The organism is Rhodococcus sp. 05-2255-1e, assembly GCF_002259025.1.
Lineage (GTDB): Bacteria > Actinomycetota > Actinomycetes > Mycobacteriales > Mycobacteriaceae > Rhodococcoides > Rhodococcoides fascians.
The window spans coordinates 293,969-311,374 of the sequence record NZ_NOZE01000033.1 but is presented as its reverse complement, the minus strand read 5'-3'; the positions used below and the strand labels follow the sequence as shown (position 1 = coordinate 311,374).

The following is a 17,406-nucleotide window of genomic DNA, read 5'->3' as shown; positions in this document are numbered from 1 at the left end:
TGCCCTGCATTTTACGAACATGGCCACTGTCGTTAGCCAGAGTACCTAGTTGACCTCCCCAGTCAAGGGCTGGTCGCAACATCACTCCGTAGGCGCGTCCCCGGCTTCGAGGGTGAACTGCACAACGTTGATGCGTGAGTTCTTGAATCGCTCCGACGACCCGGTGAGGTATTGCACGTATTTGTTGTAGGTCGCTTCCGACGACAGTGCGATGGCCTCGTCCTTGGACGCGATCAACTTCTCGGCCCATGTGTCGAGTGTCCGTGCATAGTGCGGTCCCAGTGCATGCTCGCGGAGCAACTCGAATCCCGCCTCGGCCGCTTTCGCCTTCACCACCTTGACCAACGTCAACTGCCCACCGGGAAAGATGTCGCGCAGGATGAAGCGGGAGAAGTGCGCATCCTCACGCGTCAGGCCACCCGCACCGGAGGCCGGATCGGGAGGCGTGATGACGATGGTGTGCAACAACATTCGGCCACCCGGCTGCAACACCGAACGGCACTTCGCGAAGAACGCCGAATAACGCTGACGTCGAAAGTGCTCGAACGCGCCGATGCTGACGATCCGATCGACGGGTTCGTCGAATTCTTCCCAGCCCTGCAACCGGATGTCGACGTTGCGTTCGGTCGGGAGATCCGCGACAAGCGCGCGGCCACGGTCGTACTGGTTTCGACTCAACGTCAGACCGATGACATTGACGTCGTACTTCTCCACTGCTCGTTTGACGAGAGCTCCCCAGCCGCAACCGATATCGAGCAGTGTCATGCCCGGCTTAAGATCGAGCTTGCCCAGCGCCAGGTCGATCTTGGCCGTCTGCGCTTCCTCCAGCGTCATGTCGTCACGCTCGAAGTAGGCGCAGCTGTACGTCATGCTCGGATCGAGGAACAGCGCGAAAAAATCGTCCGATAGGTCGTAATGCGCTCGCACATCATCGACGAACGGCTCCAGTTGTTGGTTCATCACGCCACACCCTTCCCCACAGCATCGTCGCCGATCACTCGGCCTAGTGCACGGGCACCCTGCTCGCCCAGCATGTCTTCGTGTTCCACATCGACCTCTGTCACCGAGATCCGGCCGTCGACCAGAGCCGTCCAGTGCTTCGCGCCGTCCGAGCCGCGGGCGGCGAAGTAGTGGACATCGCCCGCGTACACCGCCGGCTCGTACGACGCGACCCAGCTGGGCGCAGAGACAACCGGCCGATACATGGCGCGTAGATCGTCCTCGGTGAGGAACGCCAGTTCGGTGCGCGTACTCCGCAATTCGGCAACGATGTCCTCGAATGACGTCGCCTCGACCCCGAGCTGACGAGCCAGATCGTCGACGCCGAATTCCTCGGCGTCGTCGGGTGCAGCGAGTTGCGCATCGACGAGGGCCAGCAGCGCGACGTCCTCGCCTTCCGACTGCAACTGCACGGCCACCGCGTGGGCGATCACACCGCCGAGCGACCACCCCAGCAAGTGGTAAGGCCCGTGCGCCTGTACCTTTTGGATTTCACGCACGTAGGCGAAAGCGAACTCCTCGATCGACGACGGCGCAGCGTCACGGTTCGAGATGCCCGGATCCTGCAGCCCGTACACCGGGCGGTCCGTCTCCCCGAGCAAAGACAGGTAGCTCCACGCGATTCCGATGGCCGGATGCACACAGAACAGGGGCGCGCCCACGCCGTCGGTCCGGAGCGGCAGCAGCACATCGAACGCGCCACTCGGTTCGATGTCCCCATCGTCCATGTCGAGGCGCGCGGCCAGTGCCGTGATCGTCGGGCGCTCGAGCAATGCACTGATCGGAATTCGACGGCTCAGTTTGTCGCCGAGGGCGTCCATGACCTGCACCGCCGAGAGGGAATGCCCACCGAGGTCGAAGAAATTGTCGTCGATGCCGATGTCGTCGGCGGCGAGGTGCAGTACGTCGGAGAACACGGTGTGTACGAGTACTTCGGTGGACGAGACCGGCGCGCGCCGTTCACTCGACATCACGGTGGGTTCGGGCAGCCTGCTCGTATCGACCTTGCCCGACAGTGTCATCGGCAGTGCATCCACGACGGTCACCGTGCTGGGCACCATGTACGCGGGCACTGTTCTCGCCAGGAAGTCGCGAGTCTCTCGCGGTTCGACCGCACCCACCACGTAAGCGGCCAAGGAGTTCGCATGCCCGATCACGCTGGCCTGGCGCACGGTGGGGTGGCGCAGCAGTGCCGCCTCGACCTCGGCGAGTTCGACGCGATGGCCGCGGATCTTCACCTGTGAATCGACTCGGCCCAGGTATTCGAGTTCGCGTCCGGTCTCGCGCGCCACCCACCGCACCAGATCACCGGTGCGATAGAGCCGACCGTCGCCGAAAGGATTGGCGACGAAGCTGCTCGACGTCAACGCAGCGTCGCCCACGTACCCTTCGGCCAGACCGGCACCGCCCAGGTACAGCTCCCCCACGACGTCGGTGCCCACCGGTCGCAGACGGGCATCGAAGACCACCGTGTCGAATCCGAGGGTCGGTTCGCCGATGGTCACCGCAGCCGTTGCCCAGTCCCGCTGATGCGTGGTGCAGGTGCTCATGACGGTTCCCTCGGTGGGTCCGTACGCGTTGAACACCGAGCGATCCTGCGACCATCGCTGCAGCAGTGCAGAATTGGCGGCCTCGCCGGCCATGACGACCACACGAAGGGAGGGCAGCTCCGCGGAGTCGGTCACCTGCAGCACGGTCGGCGTGAGGCAGGCGTGGGTCACCTGGTGCCGGTCGATGAGCGCTTCGAGCTCGCGTCCTCCGTGCACGTCGGGCGGCACGATCACCAGGCTCGCTCCGGCACCGACGGCCATCAGCGTCTCGAAGATCGACGCGTCGAAACTCGGTGACGCGAACTGCAGCACGCGTGATGTCGGCTCGACGTCGAACAGGTCTCGTTGGCTCTGGACGAGATTCGCGATGCCGCGGTGCGTCACCCGCACACCCTTGGGTGCCCCGGTCGATCCCGAGGTGTAGACGACGTACGCCGTGCTGTCGACGGGGACTGCGCGTACCTGGAACTGGTCGAGCTCGTCACCATCAGCCGTGAGCCAGTCGTTTCCGGCCGAGTGGAAGTCCACGGAAGCGACTCCCGTGACGGGGGCTGCGCGATCGAGAATCTCCCGTACTCGCGCGGCGGGCTGAGACGGGTCGATCGGCAGGAAGCCGGCACCGGTCTTGGCCACGGCCCAGATCGCGGTGAGGTACTCGACAGACCGCGGCACAGCGATCGCCACCAACGATCCCGGCTCGACGCCGGCCCGGATGAGCTTGTCGGCCAATGCATTCGATTGCCTGTCCAGCTCGCGGTAGGTCATCGAACGCGAGTCGTCGATCACCGCGATGTTGTCGGGCCAGCTACTCGCCGCCCGCACGAATACTTGAGCCAGTGTGGACTGATCGGCCGTGCCGTCTCGGCGGGACACGACCGCCGATCCGCCCTGACCGAATTCTGCACTGCCGAGCCGAAGGTCCGGTGCCGCGGCGACCGTGTTCAACACCGTGGTCAGACGTTCTGCCAGTCCTGTGACGACCGCCTGGGAGAACCGGTCGGCGGAATACGCCAGAGTGCCCAGCAGCCCGGCATCGGATTCTTCGACGACGAACTCCAGATCGAATTGCGTCGCCGTGATGTCCACTCGACGCGGATTGACGGCGCTCGGACCCAATTCGATTATGGGCGTAATGATGTCACCGAATGCCAGAAGCACCTGGAACAGTGGGTGCGTGTCGACGGCGCGGGTGGGTTGCACCGCGTCCACTACCCACTCGAACGGCACGTCCGAGTTCGCGAAGGCATCGAGATCCCGGTTGCGTACCTCGGTCACGAAGTCCTCGAACGTCGTCGCCGGATCGACGTCGGTCCGCAGGACGACGGTGCCGACGAACATGCCGACGAGGTGGTCGAGCGCCGGGTCTGCTCGACCCGACACCGGGGTTCCGATGGCGATGTCCCGAGTTCCGCTGGCCTCGGCAAGTACGGCCGCCAGCGCCGCATGGACGACTACGAAGACCGTCGCGCCCAGTCGATGCGCGAGCGACCGCAGACTCGCGAGAGTGTCTGCGTCGACGGCAAACTGGACTCCCGACGCCTCCTGCTCGGCGTCAGGAGTGCCGGTAGGCAGGTCGAGGAATTCCGGCAGGCCGGCCAGGGTGCGACGCCAGAAGTCGAGTTGGTCGGACGCCACCGCGTCGAGTACGTCGCGTTGCCACACGCGGTAGTCCGCATAGTCGACGGCGAGTGGAGTGAACTGGGGTGCAGCTCCGGCCGTTCGAGCCAGCAGAGCCGTCTCGATGTCGCGGCTCAGTGGACGTAGCGACAGGCCGTCGACCGCGATGTGGTGGGCAACGACGGTCAGCACGCGCTCACCGCGACGTTCGGCAAGCATCAGTCGCAGCGGTGCCTCGACGGTCAGGTCGAAGCCCTGCTGCGCTACCCCGCCGATACCCGCATGGGCGTCGTCCAGTGTCGAGAGCACGATCTGCGGATCGAGGACGACGGTCACCGGCCCGTCCCCCGTCGACGGGTACACCGTTCGGAGCGGCGTATGCCGTTCCAGCACATCGGCAATCGCCGCGCGTAGCACCTCGAGGTCGAGGCCTTCCGGAAGCGTCACCTCGAAGGCGATGTTGTATGCCGCCGATGTCGGGTCGTATCGATTCTGCAGCCAGATGCGTCGCTCGGCCGGCGCGAGGCCGGAGTAGGAGCGCGCATCCGCGCGGTGCACCAGCGCAGGGAGCGCGGTGTAGTTGTCGGACAGCAACTCGATCGCCGACGCGAGCTGCGCCGCGGTGGGGGCCTCGAATACCGTCCGCACCGGAACCCGAACGCCGAGGACCGCACTGATGCGGGTGGCGACGCGGGTGGCCGCGAGAGAATCGCCCCCGAGGACGAAGAAATTGCTGTCGACGGCGGGGACATCGATTCCCAACGTGTCGGCGAAGATTCCGAGGATGACGTCCTGCGTCAACGTACGTCCGGCCCCCGATTCGGAGTCCGACGGCACCGCCGGAAGCAAGGCAGCCTTATCCACCTTTCCGTTGCCGGTCAACGGAATACGATCGATCGACGCGATGACGGCCGGCTGCATCGACAACGGCAGCCGGTCCAGGAGCCACTGGGCTGCGTCGAACTCGCCGATTCCCACCACCCAGGCGTGAATTCTGTCGTCGACCACCAGTGCTGTCGCGGCACTGACGTCGGGATGTGCCGTCAGTGCACTCTCGATGTCGCCCAGTTCGATGCGCACACCGTTGATCTGCACCTGATCGTCGCGCCGGCCGCGGTAGTCGAGCAGTCCCGACAGCTCACGTCGGACGAGATCACCGGTCCGGTACATCCGGGCACCGCCGTCGGTTGCGACGAAGCGCGCGGCGGTCGTCGCCGGATCGGCTCGGTAGCCGCGAGCCACACCGGACCCCGCGAGATACAGCTCTCCGACGCCTCCGAGTGGCACCGGCTGCAACCGGTCGTCGAGCACGAATGCTCCGACGTGATCCAACGGCCGACCGATCGTCACGGGCTCTCCGGCGCGCAGTGACTCGGCCAGGGTGGCCACTACCGTGGCTTCGCTGGGTCCGTAGGCGTTGAGCATCGACCGCCCGGTCGACCACTCGTCGACCACCCCGGCACCGAGCACGTCTCCGCCGACGGCGACGGTCTCGACACCGGCCACCGGCGGCACCGTGGCGAGCACCGCGGGCGTGGACAGGTAGTGGGTAACCCGTTGCTCAGCGAGGAAGGCGGCCATCTCCTCACCGCCGAGCAGGTCACGTGGCGCGATCACCATGGTCGCTCCGGCCCCGAATGCGAGCACGAGCTCGAGCACCGCGGCATCGAAGTTCACCGAGTATCCGTGCAGCACCCTGGACGTTGCTTCGACTCCGTAGCGCGAAACAACTTGCTGCGCCAGTGAATACACACCCTGATGCGTCACGATGACGGGCTTGGGCGTACCGGTGGAACCCGACGTGTGGATCACGTACGCCGGGTGCGCGGGTTCAAGCGTGGCCAGGCGGTCGGCGTCGGTCAGTGGCGCGTCGCTGCACGTCTGCGCGTGGATCTCCTCGATCCACAGCACTCCCGGTTCCGTTCCGCCGAACCCGATCTCGATGGGCCCCAGCATCTGCTCCCGTCGGGCCGCCGGGTAGCGGGGATCCACCGGTACGAATGCTCCGCCGGCCTTCACCACGGACCACAGCGCCACGATGTACTCGGCCGAGCGCTCGAGCGACAACGCGACGAGGGTTTCCGGTCCCACACCGTGGGCGATCAGCAGGCGTGCGATCCGGTTGGACCGGCGATCGAGGTCGGAGTACGTCAGCGATTCCAGACCGTCGATCGCCACCGAATCTGCTGTCCCACCGGCTAACACGTCGAGGAGCGTGCCGATGTCGGATTCGGCCGGCTGCGTCGGCGCATCGGCGAGAGCGAGGTTGCCGACGACGAATGCGGAGTCCGACACCGCCGCATGCAGGAGTGCCGTCACCGCGGACGCGAACTCTCCGACGGTGGCCCGCTGATACAGGTCCAGTGCATATTCGATCTGTCCGACGAGACCGGCAGACTCGACATGCCCGGCAGACGATTCCTCCAGCACGAGATTGAGGTCGAACTCCGAGGTGCGAGTGGGGATCTCCAGCACCGAGAACGGCAGGTCGTCGACCGACCGGTGCGGTGCATTGTCGAATGCCAGCATCACCTGGAACAGCGGGTGCCGGTCCAGGGATCGGTCGGTCGTCACGGCGTCGACGATGCGCTCGAACGGCACGTCCGAGTGAGAGAAGGCGTCGAGGTCTGCGGAACGGACGGCATCCAGCAGGTGGGCGAAACTGCCGGCCGGGTCCACTGTGACTGCGAGAGGGAGTGTTCCGACGAACATTCCGACCATCTCGTCGAGCGCCTCGTGGCCTCGCCCGGCCGTCGGAGATCCGACCACCACGCGGTTCGACGTGCCGAATCGACTCAGGGCTGCAGCCACCGCGGCATGGACCACCATGAATGTGGTGGCGTTGTTCGACCGCGCCAGCTCACGGATGCCCGCATGCAGGTCCGGTCCGATCTCGAACGGAACCGCGTCGGTGGTCATCGACTGCACTGCGGGCCGGGGGAAGTCGGACGGCAATTCCGACAGCGCGGTGTCACGCTCCCCCAGCACCGAGGTCCAGAACGAGAGTTGTTCGTCGGCAACCGCATCCACCGATGCCCGGTTCCACACCGAGTACTGGCTGTACTGCGCGCGTAGGCGTGGCCAGGTCGGTGCATGACCGGCCGTGCGTGATGCGTGGGCGAACGCGAAGTCGCGCACGAGTGGGTCGAGAGACCATCCGTCCATCGAGATGTGGTGCACTGCCACAACGACCACGGTGTCGCCGGACTCCTCCACGCTCAGCAGCGCTGCCCGGATGGGCACGTCGGCAGCGACGTCGAACCCCTGCCCGGCAATAGCCGCGACGGCGTCGTCGAGATGGTGCTCGGGCACAGTGCGCGCCGGTACGTCGACCAGGACCGTGTCGGTGGGCCGCACCACCTGCTGCGGACCATCGCCGTCGTCCGGGTAGTAGGTGCGCAGCGCTTCGTGACGTTCGGCGACGTCACGCAGTGCCGTCAGAACCAGTGACGCATCGCTACCCGCTGCGACCCGGATGGCGATGGGCATGTTGTACGCGGGCGATGTGGGGTCGAACTGGTTGAGGAACCACAGCCGTTGCTGCGCATACGACAATGGGACATGTTCCGTCAGAACGGTATCGAGCAAGTCGAGCGACGCTTCACGCTGGGCGGAGGAATCGATGGCGGCCGCGACGGCGCGGACGGTGGGGTCGGCGAACAATGCGGTCAGCGAGACTCCCGAGCCGAGGCGAGCGAGAACTCGGGTGGCACTGAGCGAATCACCACCGAGCTCGAAGAAGGAGTGTTCACGCCCCACCTCCTCGACGCCGAGGACGTCGGCAAAGGCTGCGGCGACAGCGCGTTCAGTCTCGGTCTGCGGTGGCACGTACTCGGTGTCCGTCGGCGCGGTGGGGGCCGGTAGTGCCCGGCGGTCGACCTTGCCGCCTGCCGTCATCGGCAGTGCGCCCAGAACCACGATGTGACGGGGAATCATCCACGCGGGCAAACGGTTCCGCAGGTGACCGTCGAGCCCGTCGAAGGCACCGGTGATGTACAGGGCCAGCCGGTCGTCGCGGACGACGGCCACGGCCGCGGTCACTCCAGCGGATGAGGTTGCTGCGGCTTCGATCTCGCCGAGTTCGAGCCGACGCCCGTGCAGTTGGACCTGCTGGTCAGAGCGGCCCAGGTATTCGAGCGAGGACCCGTCGAACGACCACCGGACGATGTCGCCCGTCCGGTACAGCCGCGCTCCGGGCATGCCCGGGTCGGCAACGAACCGCGTCGCCGTCGAACCGGGTTGGCCGTCGTATCCGCGGGCGAGGCCGTCGCCGCCGAGATAGAGCTCGCCGACGCCGCCGTGGGGCGTGGGCCGCAGGTGCGAATCCAGTACCAGTGCGCGAACGCCCGGCAGCGGTGCGCCGATCGTGACGCGCTCACCGGCGACCATCGGGGCAGACAGTGTCGCCAATACCGTTGTCTCGGTGGGGCCATAGGCGTCGAGCATCGTTCGTTCGGGAGAGGCGAACCGGTCCCGCAATGGGGGTGGGCATTCTTCGCCGCCGACGTCGAAGACTTCGATGGAGTGCAGATCCTCCGGGTCGAGTGTCGCCAGCACCGTCGGCGAGGTGATCAGATGGGTGATCTTCTCGCCGGCCAGGAACGCGGCGAGGGCAGGCCCGGCGTAGACGTCGGGCGGGGCGATCACCAGGGTGGCACCCGCCGCGAATGCAGCGAGAATTTCCTGGATGGACGCGTCGAACACCGGCGAGGCCAGGTGCAGCATTCGCGAGTCGGCGGTGACGGCATACCGCTCGACGACGTTGTCGGCCAGTTGCGCCAGGCCGCGATGAGTGACGCTGACGGCCTTGGGTTTTCCGGTCGACCCCGAGGTGTGGATGACGTAGGCCTCGTTGTCGACGTGCAACGCCGGCGGCGCGAGGTCACGTTCGTTCGCGTCGAGCAGATCCTCGATGTCGAACCATTCGATGGTGCTCGGAAGCTGTTCCAGCACATCCTTGGTGGTGATACCGAATTCGATGCCTGCGCCGGCCAACACCGTCGCCAGCCGCTCGGTGGGCTCGGTCGGGTCGATCGGAACGAACGAGGCCCCAGCCGTGGAGATCGACCACGAGGCAAGCAGGGATTCGTAGGAGCGTTCCATCGCCACGGCGATGCGCTTCTCGGCGCCCGCGCCCAGCGAGACCAGTTGCGCTGCAATGTGATCTGCGACCCGGGTGAAGTCCTCACCGGACTGATCGACACCCGCGGCACGCACCACCGCACCGCGTCGCAGCAGCGACGACAGCGGTGCCGGCGTCACCGTGCCTACTGGACGTGCAGTCAGCAACGCGAATTCGGCCTCGGCATCGAGCACATCCAGATCCGATACGGCAAGGCCCTCAGGGGCATTCACCACCGCACGCAGCAGAACCAGGAACCGACGGTGATGGGCTGCGAGCTCATCGGTGGAGTAGAGGGCCGGATTGCCGAGGAAGTCGACGCGGGTGCTGGTGCCTGCGACTCCGGGGTAGACGTTGACCATCATGTCGTCGATGGGGCCGCTGGAGAGTACGCGGTATTCGCCGATGACGTCGCCGAGCCGAATTGTGCTGTTGTACATCATGATGTTGACCGTGGGGCCGAACACTCCGCGTCCCGCGGCGGCGCTGCCGGTGCCGTCGCCGGTCTCGCGCTGCATGTCCTCGACGCGGAAACGCTGATGGCGCAGTGCACCGGTCAGCTCCACCTGGATGCGTCGGAGGAGTTCTTCGACGGTGACACCCTGTTCGACGCCGATGCGCAGGGGCACAACATTGGACATCATGCCGGACGATTCCCGCAGTTTGGTGGTCGCTCGGCCCGATACCGGCAGGCTGAGCATCACGTCGTCGGTGTCGGTCATGCGCGCGAGATACAGCGCGAACGTGGCGAGCACGACGGGAACATCGGAGCTGTTGTACCGATGTGCCACGGCCGCCACGGCTTCGGTGAGGTCTGCGTCCAGCACGGCACCCACACTCACCGTCACGCCGCTCGGTGCCGCGCGCGTGTACGTGTTGCCGGCCAGTCGGGGTGCGTCGAGGTGTCCGTCGAGTCGGCCGAGCCAGTACTGGCGGTCGGTGTCGTAGCGGGAGGAGTTGGGGTACGCGGCCTCGTAGTCGTAGATCTCGCGGACGCCGATGGCGCGCGTCTTGGGTATCTCGGTGCCCTCGGTCAACGCGGTGTACACCGCCGCGGTGCGTTCCTGGACGGAGATCGCGCCGAGACCGTCCATGACGATGTGGTGGGCGCGGCTGTACCAGTAGTAGTGCCCATCGTTCACCTGAATGATCTCGGAGGCGATCAACTGATCGCGAACGAGATCGACGGGGCGACGGTACTGCTCGTCCATGTAGCGCTGAGCATCCTCGACGGGATTCTCGCGGTCTCGGAAATCGCGATAGATCATCGCGTACGGAACCCGGAGGTCTCGCCACTGGTACGGATGACCGTCGTGCAGTGCGATCCGCACTGCGGGCGATTCGAGTTGCCTGCAGGCGATGTCCGTGGCTCGGATCAGGACGGCCGGATCGATATCGCCGCGAATTTCGACGTATTGGGCGATGGTGAACGGTACGTCCGGTGCCAGCTGCTGGGCGAGGTAGATATTCATCTGCGCAGCGGACAAAGGGAAGCGGCCATCCTCGAACAGCTCACCAACCTCTGGCGACACTCGATGACCTCCTCAACGCATATGCTTCGACGGCGTGAATTTTCGGCTGACGTGCCGCCCAGCAACGTCGATCTACATCGCCCGTGACAAACCTAGTCGACGCATTGTGAATGCTCTACCCGGATCGAACGACAGGTACGCCGGAACCGCCGCTCCCCTTTAGGCTATGCACTCGACCGACTTCCTATGACCGAGAGGCCACCGACAATGGCGACCAGTTCCACCGATGTTCGTGGTTCTCGATCCGGCAAGAAGCGGCCGATTCTCCTGACGGTGGGGGTGTTGCTGGCCGTCCTCGTCGCATTTCTGGTGTGGCTGGGGTACGAGGCCTACACCGCTCAGTCCAGCCTGAACGCGACGCGCGACTCCGCCACGCAGGCGAAAGATGCTCTGCTCGACGGTGATGCGGCCGGTGCCGAGGCTGCAGCCGCTCGGGCCTCGGAATCGGCGGACGACGCGGTGTCGGCAACGACGTCCATCCCGTTTTCGATAGCGAAAGCCGTTCCTTACCTTGGTAGTCCGCTGAAATCGGTAGCTCAGATCACCGATGTGGTGCACGGTTTGGCCGTGGACGTCCTCACTCCCGCATCGACGGCGGGCGAAAGCCTGAACCCGAGTAGCCTCGTCGAAGGTGGCGGCAAGGTCGATACCGCCGCTCTCCGGGACGCACAACCCGTACTGGAGCAGACCGCCGCCGCAGCCGAGGAATTGAGCCTCCAAGCCCAGCAGGTGGACGAGCCCGCATTCCTCGGCGTCGTCAGCGATGCACGTACGTCGTTGATCGATCAAACACACGACCTCGCAGGCCTGCTCACCAACACGCGCATCGCCAGTCAGCTGTTGCCGTCGATGCTCGGCGACAACGGCCCGCGCAGTTACTTTCTCGCGTTCCAAACCAACGCGGAGGCCCGCGGCACCGGCGGCCTGCTCGGTGGCTACGGCATCATTCGCGCCGAGAACGGCACCGCCCGTGTCGACACTCTCGGCAGCAACGGCGATCTCGACTTCGCGAAACAGCCCATTGACCTGGGCCCCGAGTACAACGCCCTGTGGGCACCGCGCAACACCACCACCGACTTCCGAAACTCGAATGCGAGCCCGCACTTTCCGTATGCCGGCCAGATCTGGTCGTCGATGTGGACCGAGCAGACCGGTGAGGTGCTGAACGGTGCCATCGCCACCGATCCGATTGCGTTGAGCTACATCCTCGGAGCCACCGGGCTGGTCACGTTGGCCGACGGAGAGCAGATCACGGCAGACAACGTCGTCGAAATCACTCTCAGCACAGCCTATTCGAGGTTCGGTGACGACCAGTTGGCACGTAAGGCGTACCTGCAGCAGATCGCGTCCGCAGTGGTACAGAAGATGACCACGGGCGCTGCCCCCACCAGATCTTTGCTCGACGCGGTGGGCCGCGCCGGCAGTGAGGGCCGCATTTCGGTGTGGAGCGCAGATCCGGCCGAGGAGGCAATTCTGGCCGGTACCAAGGTGGGTCACGTGTTGCCGGACAGCCCGGCCCCCTACGCCAATGTGGTGGTCAACAATGCCGGTGGCAACAAGCTCGATTACTACCTGGCGCGCGATATCAAATATTCGGCCGAATCCTGCACCGCCGGGACCCGCAAGTCGACAGTGACAGCGACATTGACCAACAACGTGGATCCGAACGGCCTGACGTCCTATGTGGCGAGCACATTTCAGCCGAACGTCCCGTACGGCACCAACGAGTCAATCGTCTATCTGTACGGCACTCAGGGCGCGAAAATCACGTCCATGAAGGTGAACGGTGTTTCCGGATTCTCCATCCAGGCCGGAGCCGAATTGGGTCGCCCCGTGCAGGCCGCGTATCTCACCATCCCGCCAGGAAAGTCGCAGACGGTTACCTGGGAGCTCGAGGAGCCCTCGGCTCCGGGTGAGGCGACGGTGCCCGTGCAACCTTTGGTTGATCAGCCAACCGTCAGCATCGACGTGCCGCATTGCTGATTGTCCAGCGTTGATGGCCCAGCGCTGACAGCCCGGTACCCCCCAGCCCCGCGCGTCTTCGTCACACTAGGCGCGACGGGGCTGCGGTTGTTCTTCGACTGACTTACAGTTCGGTCCGTGTTCGGAAAACGACGTAGGGACCGTGTCGGACCACCAGAAAGTGCAGATCCAATTGTTTGGATCGCGTTGGTAGTCCTGACGCTTGCACTAATCGTGCTGTTCGTGGTGGCGGAATTCGAGGGTCGCGTCTAGCTTCCAACAATCGACAATGCCCCGCCACTGTGATTGTGGCGGGGCATTGTCGGTTGCGGCCGTGATAAATCACGACGCGAGCTGCTTTCGTGTCGGCAGAACCGACTACTTACGGAAGCGGGGGGTTGTTGGTGCCGTTCGTCGACGGGTCGGTGTGCACCTCGGGACGGCGTGCCCGTGCGTACGGTGCCGCGCTGGCGGCCGTGCGTGCGGTGTCAGTCGGTACCGAAGGCGCAGGCTGCGCCGATCCGGGGTATGCCGAGGCGGCATTTGGCGGATTGGATGCAGCTGCGGGCGTCGGATGCTGGAGCGCGCCTTGAGGTGCCGGTGCGGGTACCGGGGGCACCACCTGACGCGGCAGGTTTGTGTCGGCGGTGTAGTTGTACGAGTAGCTGTACATGTCCCCCTTCTTCGACGGGGTCAACGCCAGCACCACACCGAGAACACGTGCGCCGATGGTCTCGAGGTTGCTGATGGCTCGCGCGAGTTCGTTGGACTTCGTGTGTCCGTAGCGGGTGACGAGCAGAGCACCATCGGCATGGGTGGTGAGAACAGCCGAGTCAGTCACGGGAAGCAACGGCGCACCGTCGACGATCACGTAGTCGAACCTCGAACGAAGTTCGACCAACAGAGCACGCGAGGCTTCGGAGCCCAACAACTCGGACGGGTTCGGCGGGATGGGACCGGACGCCATGGCCTGCAGGCCCTCGTACTTGGTCGGCTGCAGCACCTCCTCGACCGTTGCCTGGCCCGCGAGAACGGTGCTCAGTCCGACCGAGCCAATGAGACCCATGTACTTCGACACCCGCGGACGACGCAGATCACCCTCAACGAGCGCCACATGGTGGCCTGCTTCGGCCAGGGCCACCGCGAGATTCACTGCGGTGGTCGTCTTGCCTTCACTGGGAATCGCACTCGTGACGACGATGACTCGTGGTGGATGGTCGACTTCGAGGAACTGCAAGTTGGTGCGAAGCTCGCGGAACGCCTCGGCGCTAGCCGATTGGGTTAGATCCTGGAAGTCGACGGCGGGCTCAGTTTTGCGAGCTTTGTCGAACGGGATAGTACCTACCAGTGCCCTGCCTGAGATCGACTCGATCTCGCGGCGACCCTTAATGGTGTTATCCAGCCGGTCACGTACGACTGCCAGCGCGAAGCCGAGGACCAAACCCAACGCGGCACCAAGCAAAATGTTGAGCTTCGTCTTCGGACTGACAGGCATATCCGACGACGTGGCCGCCTGGAACGTCTTCACACCGGCCGAAGGAGCACTTCCGTCCGCCGGCGTCTCAAGCTCACGTACCTGCCTGACCAACTGGTCAGCCGTAGCGTTTGCGATGTCCCTGGCCAGGGTGGGAGAAGAATCGGTGACAGTCAGATTGAACAACACCGTATCCGGCGTTGAAGACGCCGTAATCTTACTCGCTAGCTGCGAAGCAGACATATTTAGAGAGAGCGCATCCACGACACGTTCTGCAAGCGCGTCGCTTGCAGCCAACTCGGAGTACGATGCCACCAGCTGCTGGGACGCAAGGTTGCCTTGGTAGGTTTCAGCTACCGACGCACCACCCGAGGTCGACACAAACATCCTGGCTTGCGCCTCGTATTGTGGCGTCGTTAGTAGAGATACGCCTAATGCACACAGGACTGCAACGGCGACGGTGACCGCGATAATGAGCCACCGCAATCTCAGGATTCGCAAATAATCCTGTATCTCCATGCTTCGTGCTCCTAGTCCGTCCATACAAAACCGAAGTGGGCAGCTGTTCCACCCAATCGTTACACAATCGGCAAGCTCCTGCGCACTCCGTCGACCTGGAGCCGGCGGAGTGCAACCCTGCCTCCGGCCCGCGACTCAGAGTCAGCAGGAGCCCCACTTTGACACCCACACCGCCCGCACCAGCACATCTTCAAACGGAAAATAGTCCTGCCCGTCCAATGGACCGACCGGGAGGGAGCAGCACTACAAGGATAACCGCGGCGACCGGTGCCGTGAGACTCGACGCCCCTCCGGTCCATCTTTAAATTTTTGCCGCCAGACACTCCACCGTAAACCGGCGAAAGGTACGGAAACGCTCGTAAGACCCGCACAAATATTGATATAAAACCGCGAACAGGAAACAATTCAGAAAACGCCGCAGCCTTCAGCTTCCTTCCAACTGACACTGCGGGGATCTATCATAAACGAGCGAACACCAATACTGACTATTTGAGCCGCTAAAAGCATCAAGCCATCTAGGCAGGAATTTCGAGCAACCGCCGAATGACACAACGCTGCATTCAAGGCGGATGAACGTCTACCGCTCAGCGGGCGGGAGGACGCGGCCAGAGACCGCGCGGGCGATCTGCTCATTTACGGAATACGCAATATTCGCACTACCCTCGGCGACAGTAAAGTCGGTCGGCAGGCTCACATCCGACACAAACAGCGCACCATACTTCGGCGACACGCGTCGCAATATTGAATTAATCTCACTGACCCTATCCGACGGGGTACCAGCGGGCAGAACCACTGGCAGTACCGTTATCGGCACTTCGAGAGAAGACTGCCGTATAGCAAGGAAGGTCCCATTTATTCCTCGTTCTATAACATCGAGCGGTGCCGGCGATAGCGCATCACTCATACCGCCTGCGACCACGACCCCGTCGGCATCCGCCAAACCGGCAGAGCGAGCAATGTCCGAATACTCTCGTCCATCATAGCCACGAGTTGCGTATCCCGCACCGCGACTTCCAAAATTTCGTACATACCATCCACGATCTTTACCTACAATTGTGGGCCATGAATCGCTGGGATCGGACTGCTGGGACTTAACAAAACCGTCACCTATAAAGTAGACCCACGGGTCGTCGTAGTACGAGTCAGGCTGAACCCTGTTAGAAAGGTCGTTGGCCTTTCCGTTATAAGAATGAGGACTTCTAGCTAGATTGAGATAGCCAAAAAGGTCCGAGAACAAAGCGACTGGAACGGATAATAGGACCAACAATGAGACCATTAAGACCAATTTAAATCGGCCACTCGAACGAAGCTTACGAAATTTCACTACCCGACCCTCTTTGATTCTACTGAGCAAATCGCATCACCTCGACGTCGCCTTAGCTAAGCAATCCGACAAATTGCCCCTACCGATATTTTTTTGATCTACCGTCACCTACAAAATGAGAAAGACGTGCCGGATTTCCGACCATTACGGCATTGGGAGGCACATCCTTAGTAACTACGGCATTTGCTCCAATCACCGCTCCGGCCCCTACATGCAGATCGCGTTCAAACGGAGTAACCACCGCAGCCCCGCTGCCAATCGTGACCTTGTCCCCAATCACAAGTCGGGCAGCCGAGCCCGGGCTCCCCGAGACGGCAAGGGTCACACGATGCCACACCATCACATCACGACCCATGACCACGTTGGGATGAACCGTCACGCCGCCCCCGAAATGACCAAACACGAGCCCCGAACCTACGATGGCCTCTGGAGGAAGTACCGCTTGGTTAAACAGATACACGAGGGCCTTTAACAGCCGGGAGCTGCGAACGTGACCTCTTCGATACAGAGTTATCGACAAGTACCACATCTTTGCAATCACGACTCCAAATGATGCACCACAGTAGACACAACCGCACGACCAACGCCGTGCAACAGCCAAACTGACACGAACAAAGTCACCTACAGGCGGCCCTGACCAGGCCGGCTTTACAACATCGACGCCCTCGACCGCCTAGGACCACCGCAGCGGAAGGCATGCGCCGCGACACAGTCAACCTTCCGACTGATAGTTACGGAAACAAAATGTGACACACAACGGAAACCGACGGGAAACTAGTTTGCTGGTGGGCATCCCGCGGGCACCTAGCACTCAGTTTTGGCGGACCGACCCGAATACACGGACGCCACTGATTCTGCATCCAACCGATCAGGCAGCGACTTCTGCATCGACTACCGACTCCTAGACTCGCAAGATGCCCGACCAGCTGATGGGCCTCACACGCCGGCATGTCGTATGTCGACGTTCAACAAGGTCCGCCGTCGGACTAATCCAAAATTCTGGTCGATGGTAGAGCGGTGATCCGGACATAATGAGCCTAGTTTCTTCGTTGGTGGGGCACAGACCTACCGATACCGCAAGAAGTGGTGCAGAATAGCGCGGTGCGGATTCAACGGATACCTCGAAACATACTGTTCTATGCACGTCAAACCCGACGTCGAATCAGGGGGGCAACATACAGCCTTTGGATACGGCTATGGGGCGGAACAGTGGGCAATAAACTACTTGTCGACCCCGGCGTCGACTTCAGGAACCCCCCAAACCGGGGCTGGCATCTGGGGAATGGTGTCTATATAGGACGCAACAC

4 protein-coding genes are annotated in these 17,406 nt (G+C 63.3%); 1 reads left to right on the top strand and 3 read right to left on the bottom strand.

The genetic code is table 11. The annotated features are described in order from the left end of the window. Positions 1-81: 81 nt before the first annotated feature. Positions 82-960, bottom strand: a complete 879-nt coding sequence (locus CH262_RS20395) for a cyclopropane mycolic acid synthase family methyltransferase (protein ID WP_094718301.1) — start codon at positions 958-960, stop codon at positions 82-84. Then, entirely contained in the window at positions 960-10,820 is a 9,861-nt protein-coding gene (locus CH262_RS20390; RefSeq protein WP_094718300.1) for a non-ribosomal peptide synthetase, read from the bottom strand. Before CH262_RS20390 ends, CH262_RS20395 begins: the two co-directional genes overlap by 1 nt. Positions 10,821-11,027: 207 nt before the next feature. On the opposite strand from CH262_RS20390, the gene CH262_RS20385 reads away from it, so the two are divergent. After that, on the top strand, positions 11,028-12,803 hold the full coding sequence (locus CH262_RS20385) for a DUF4012 domain-containing protein (protein WP_094718299.1): 1,776 nt from the start codon (positions 11,028-11,030) through the stop codon (positions 12,801-12,803). 361 nt (positions 12,804-13,164) lie between these two features. Here the strand turns inward: CH262_RS20385 and CH262_RS20380 are convergent, their stop codons facing one another. Continuing rightward, complete coding sequence (locus CH262_RS20380; protein ID WP_094718298.1) at positions 13,165-14,775, bottom strand: polysaccharide biosynthesis tyrosine autokinase; 1,611 nt, start codon at positions 14,773-14,775, stop codon at positions 13,165-13,167. Positions 14,776-17,406 lie beyond the last annotated feature (2,631 nt).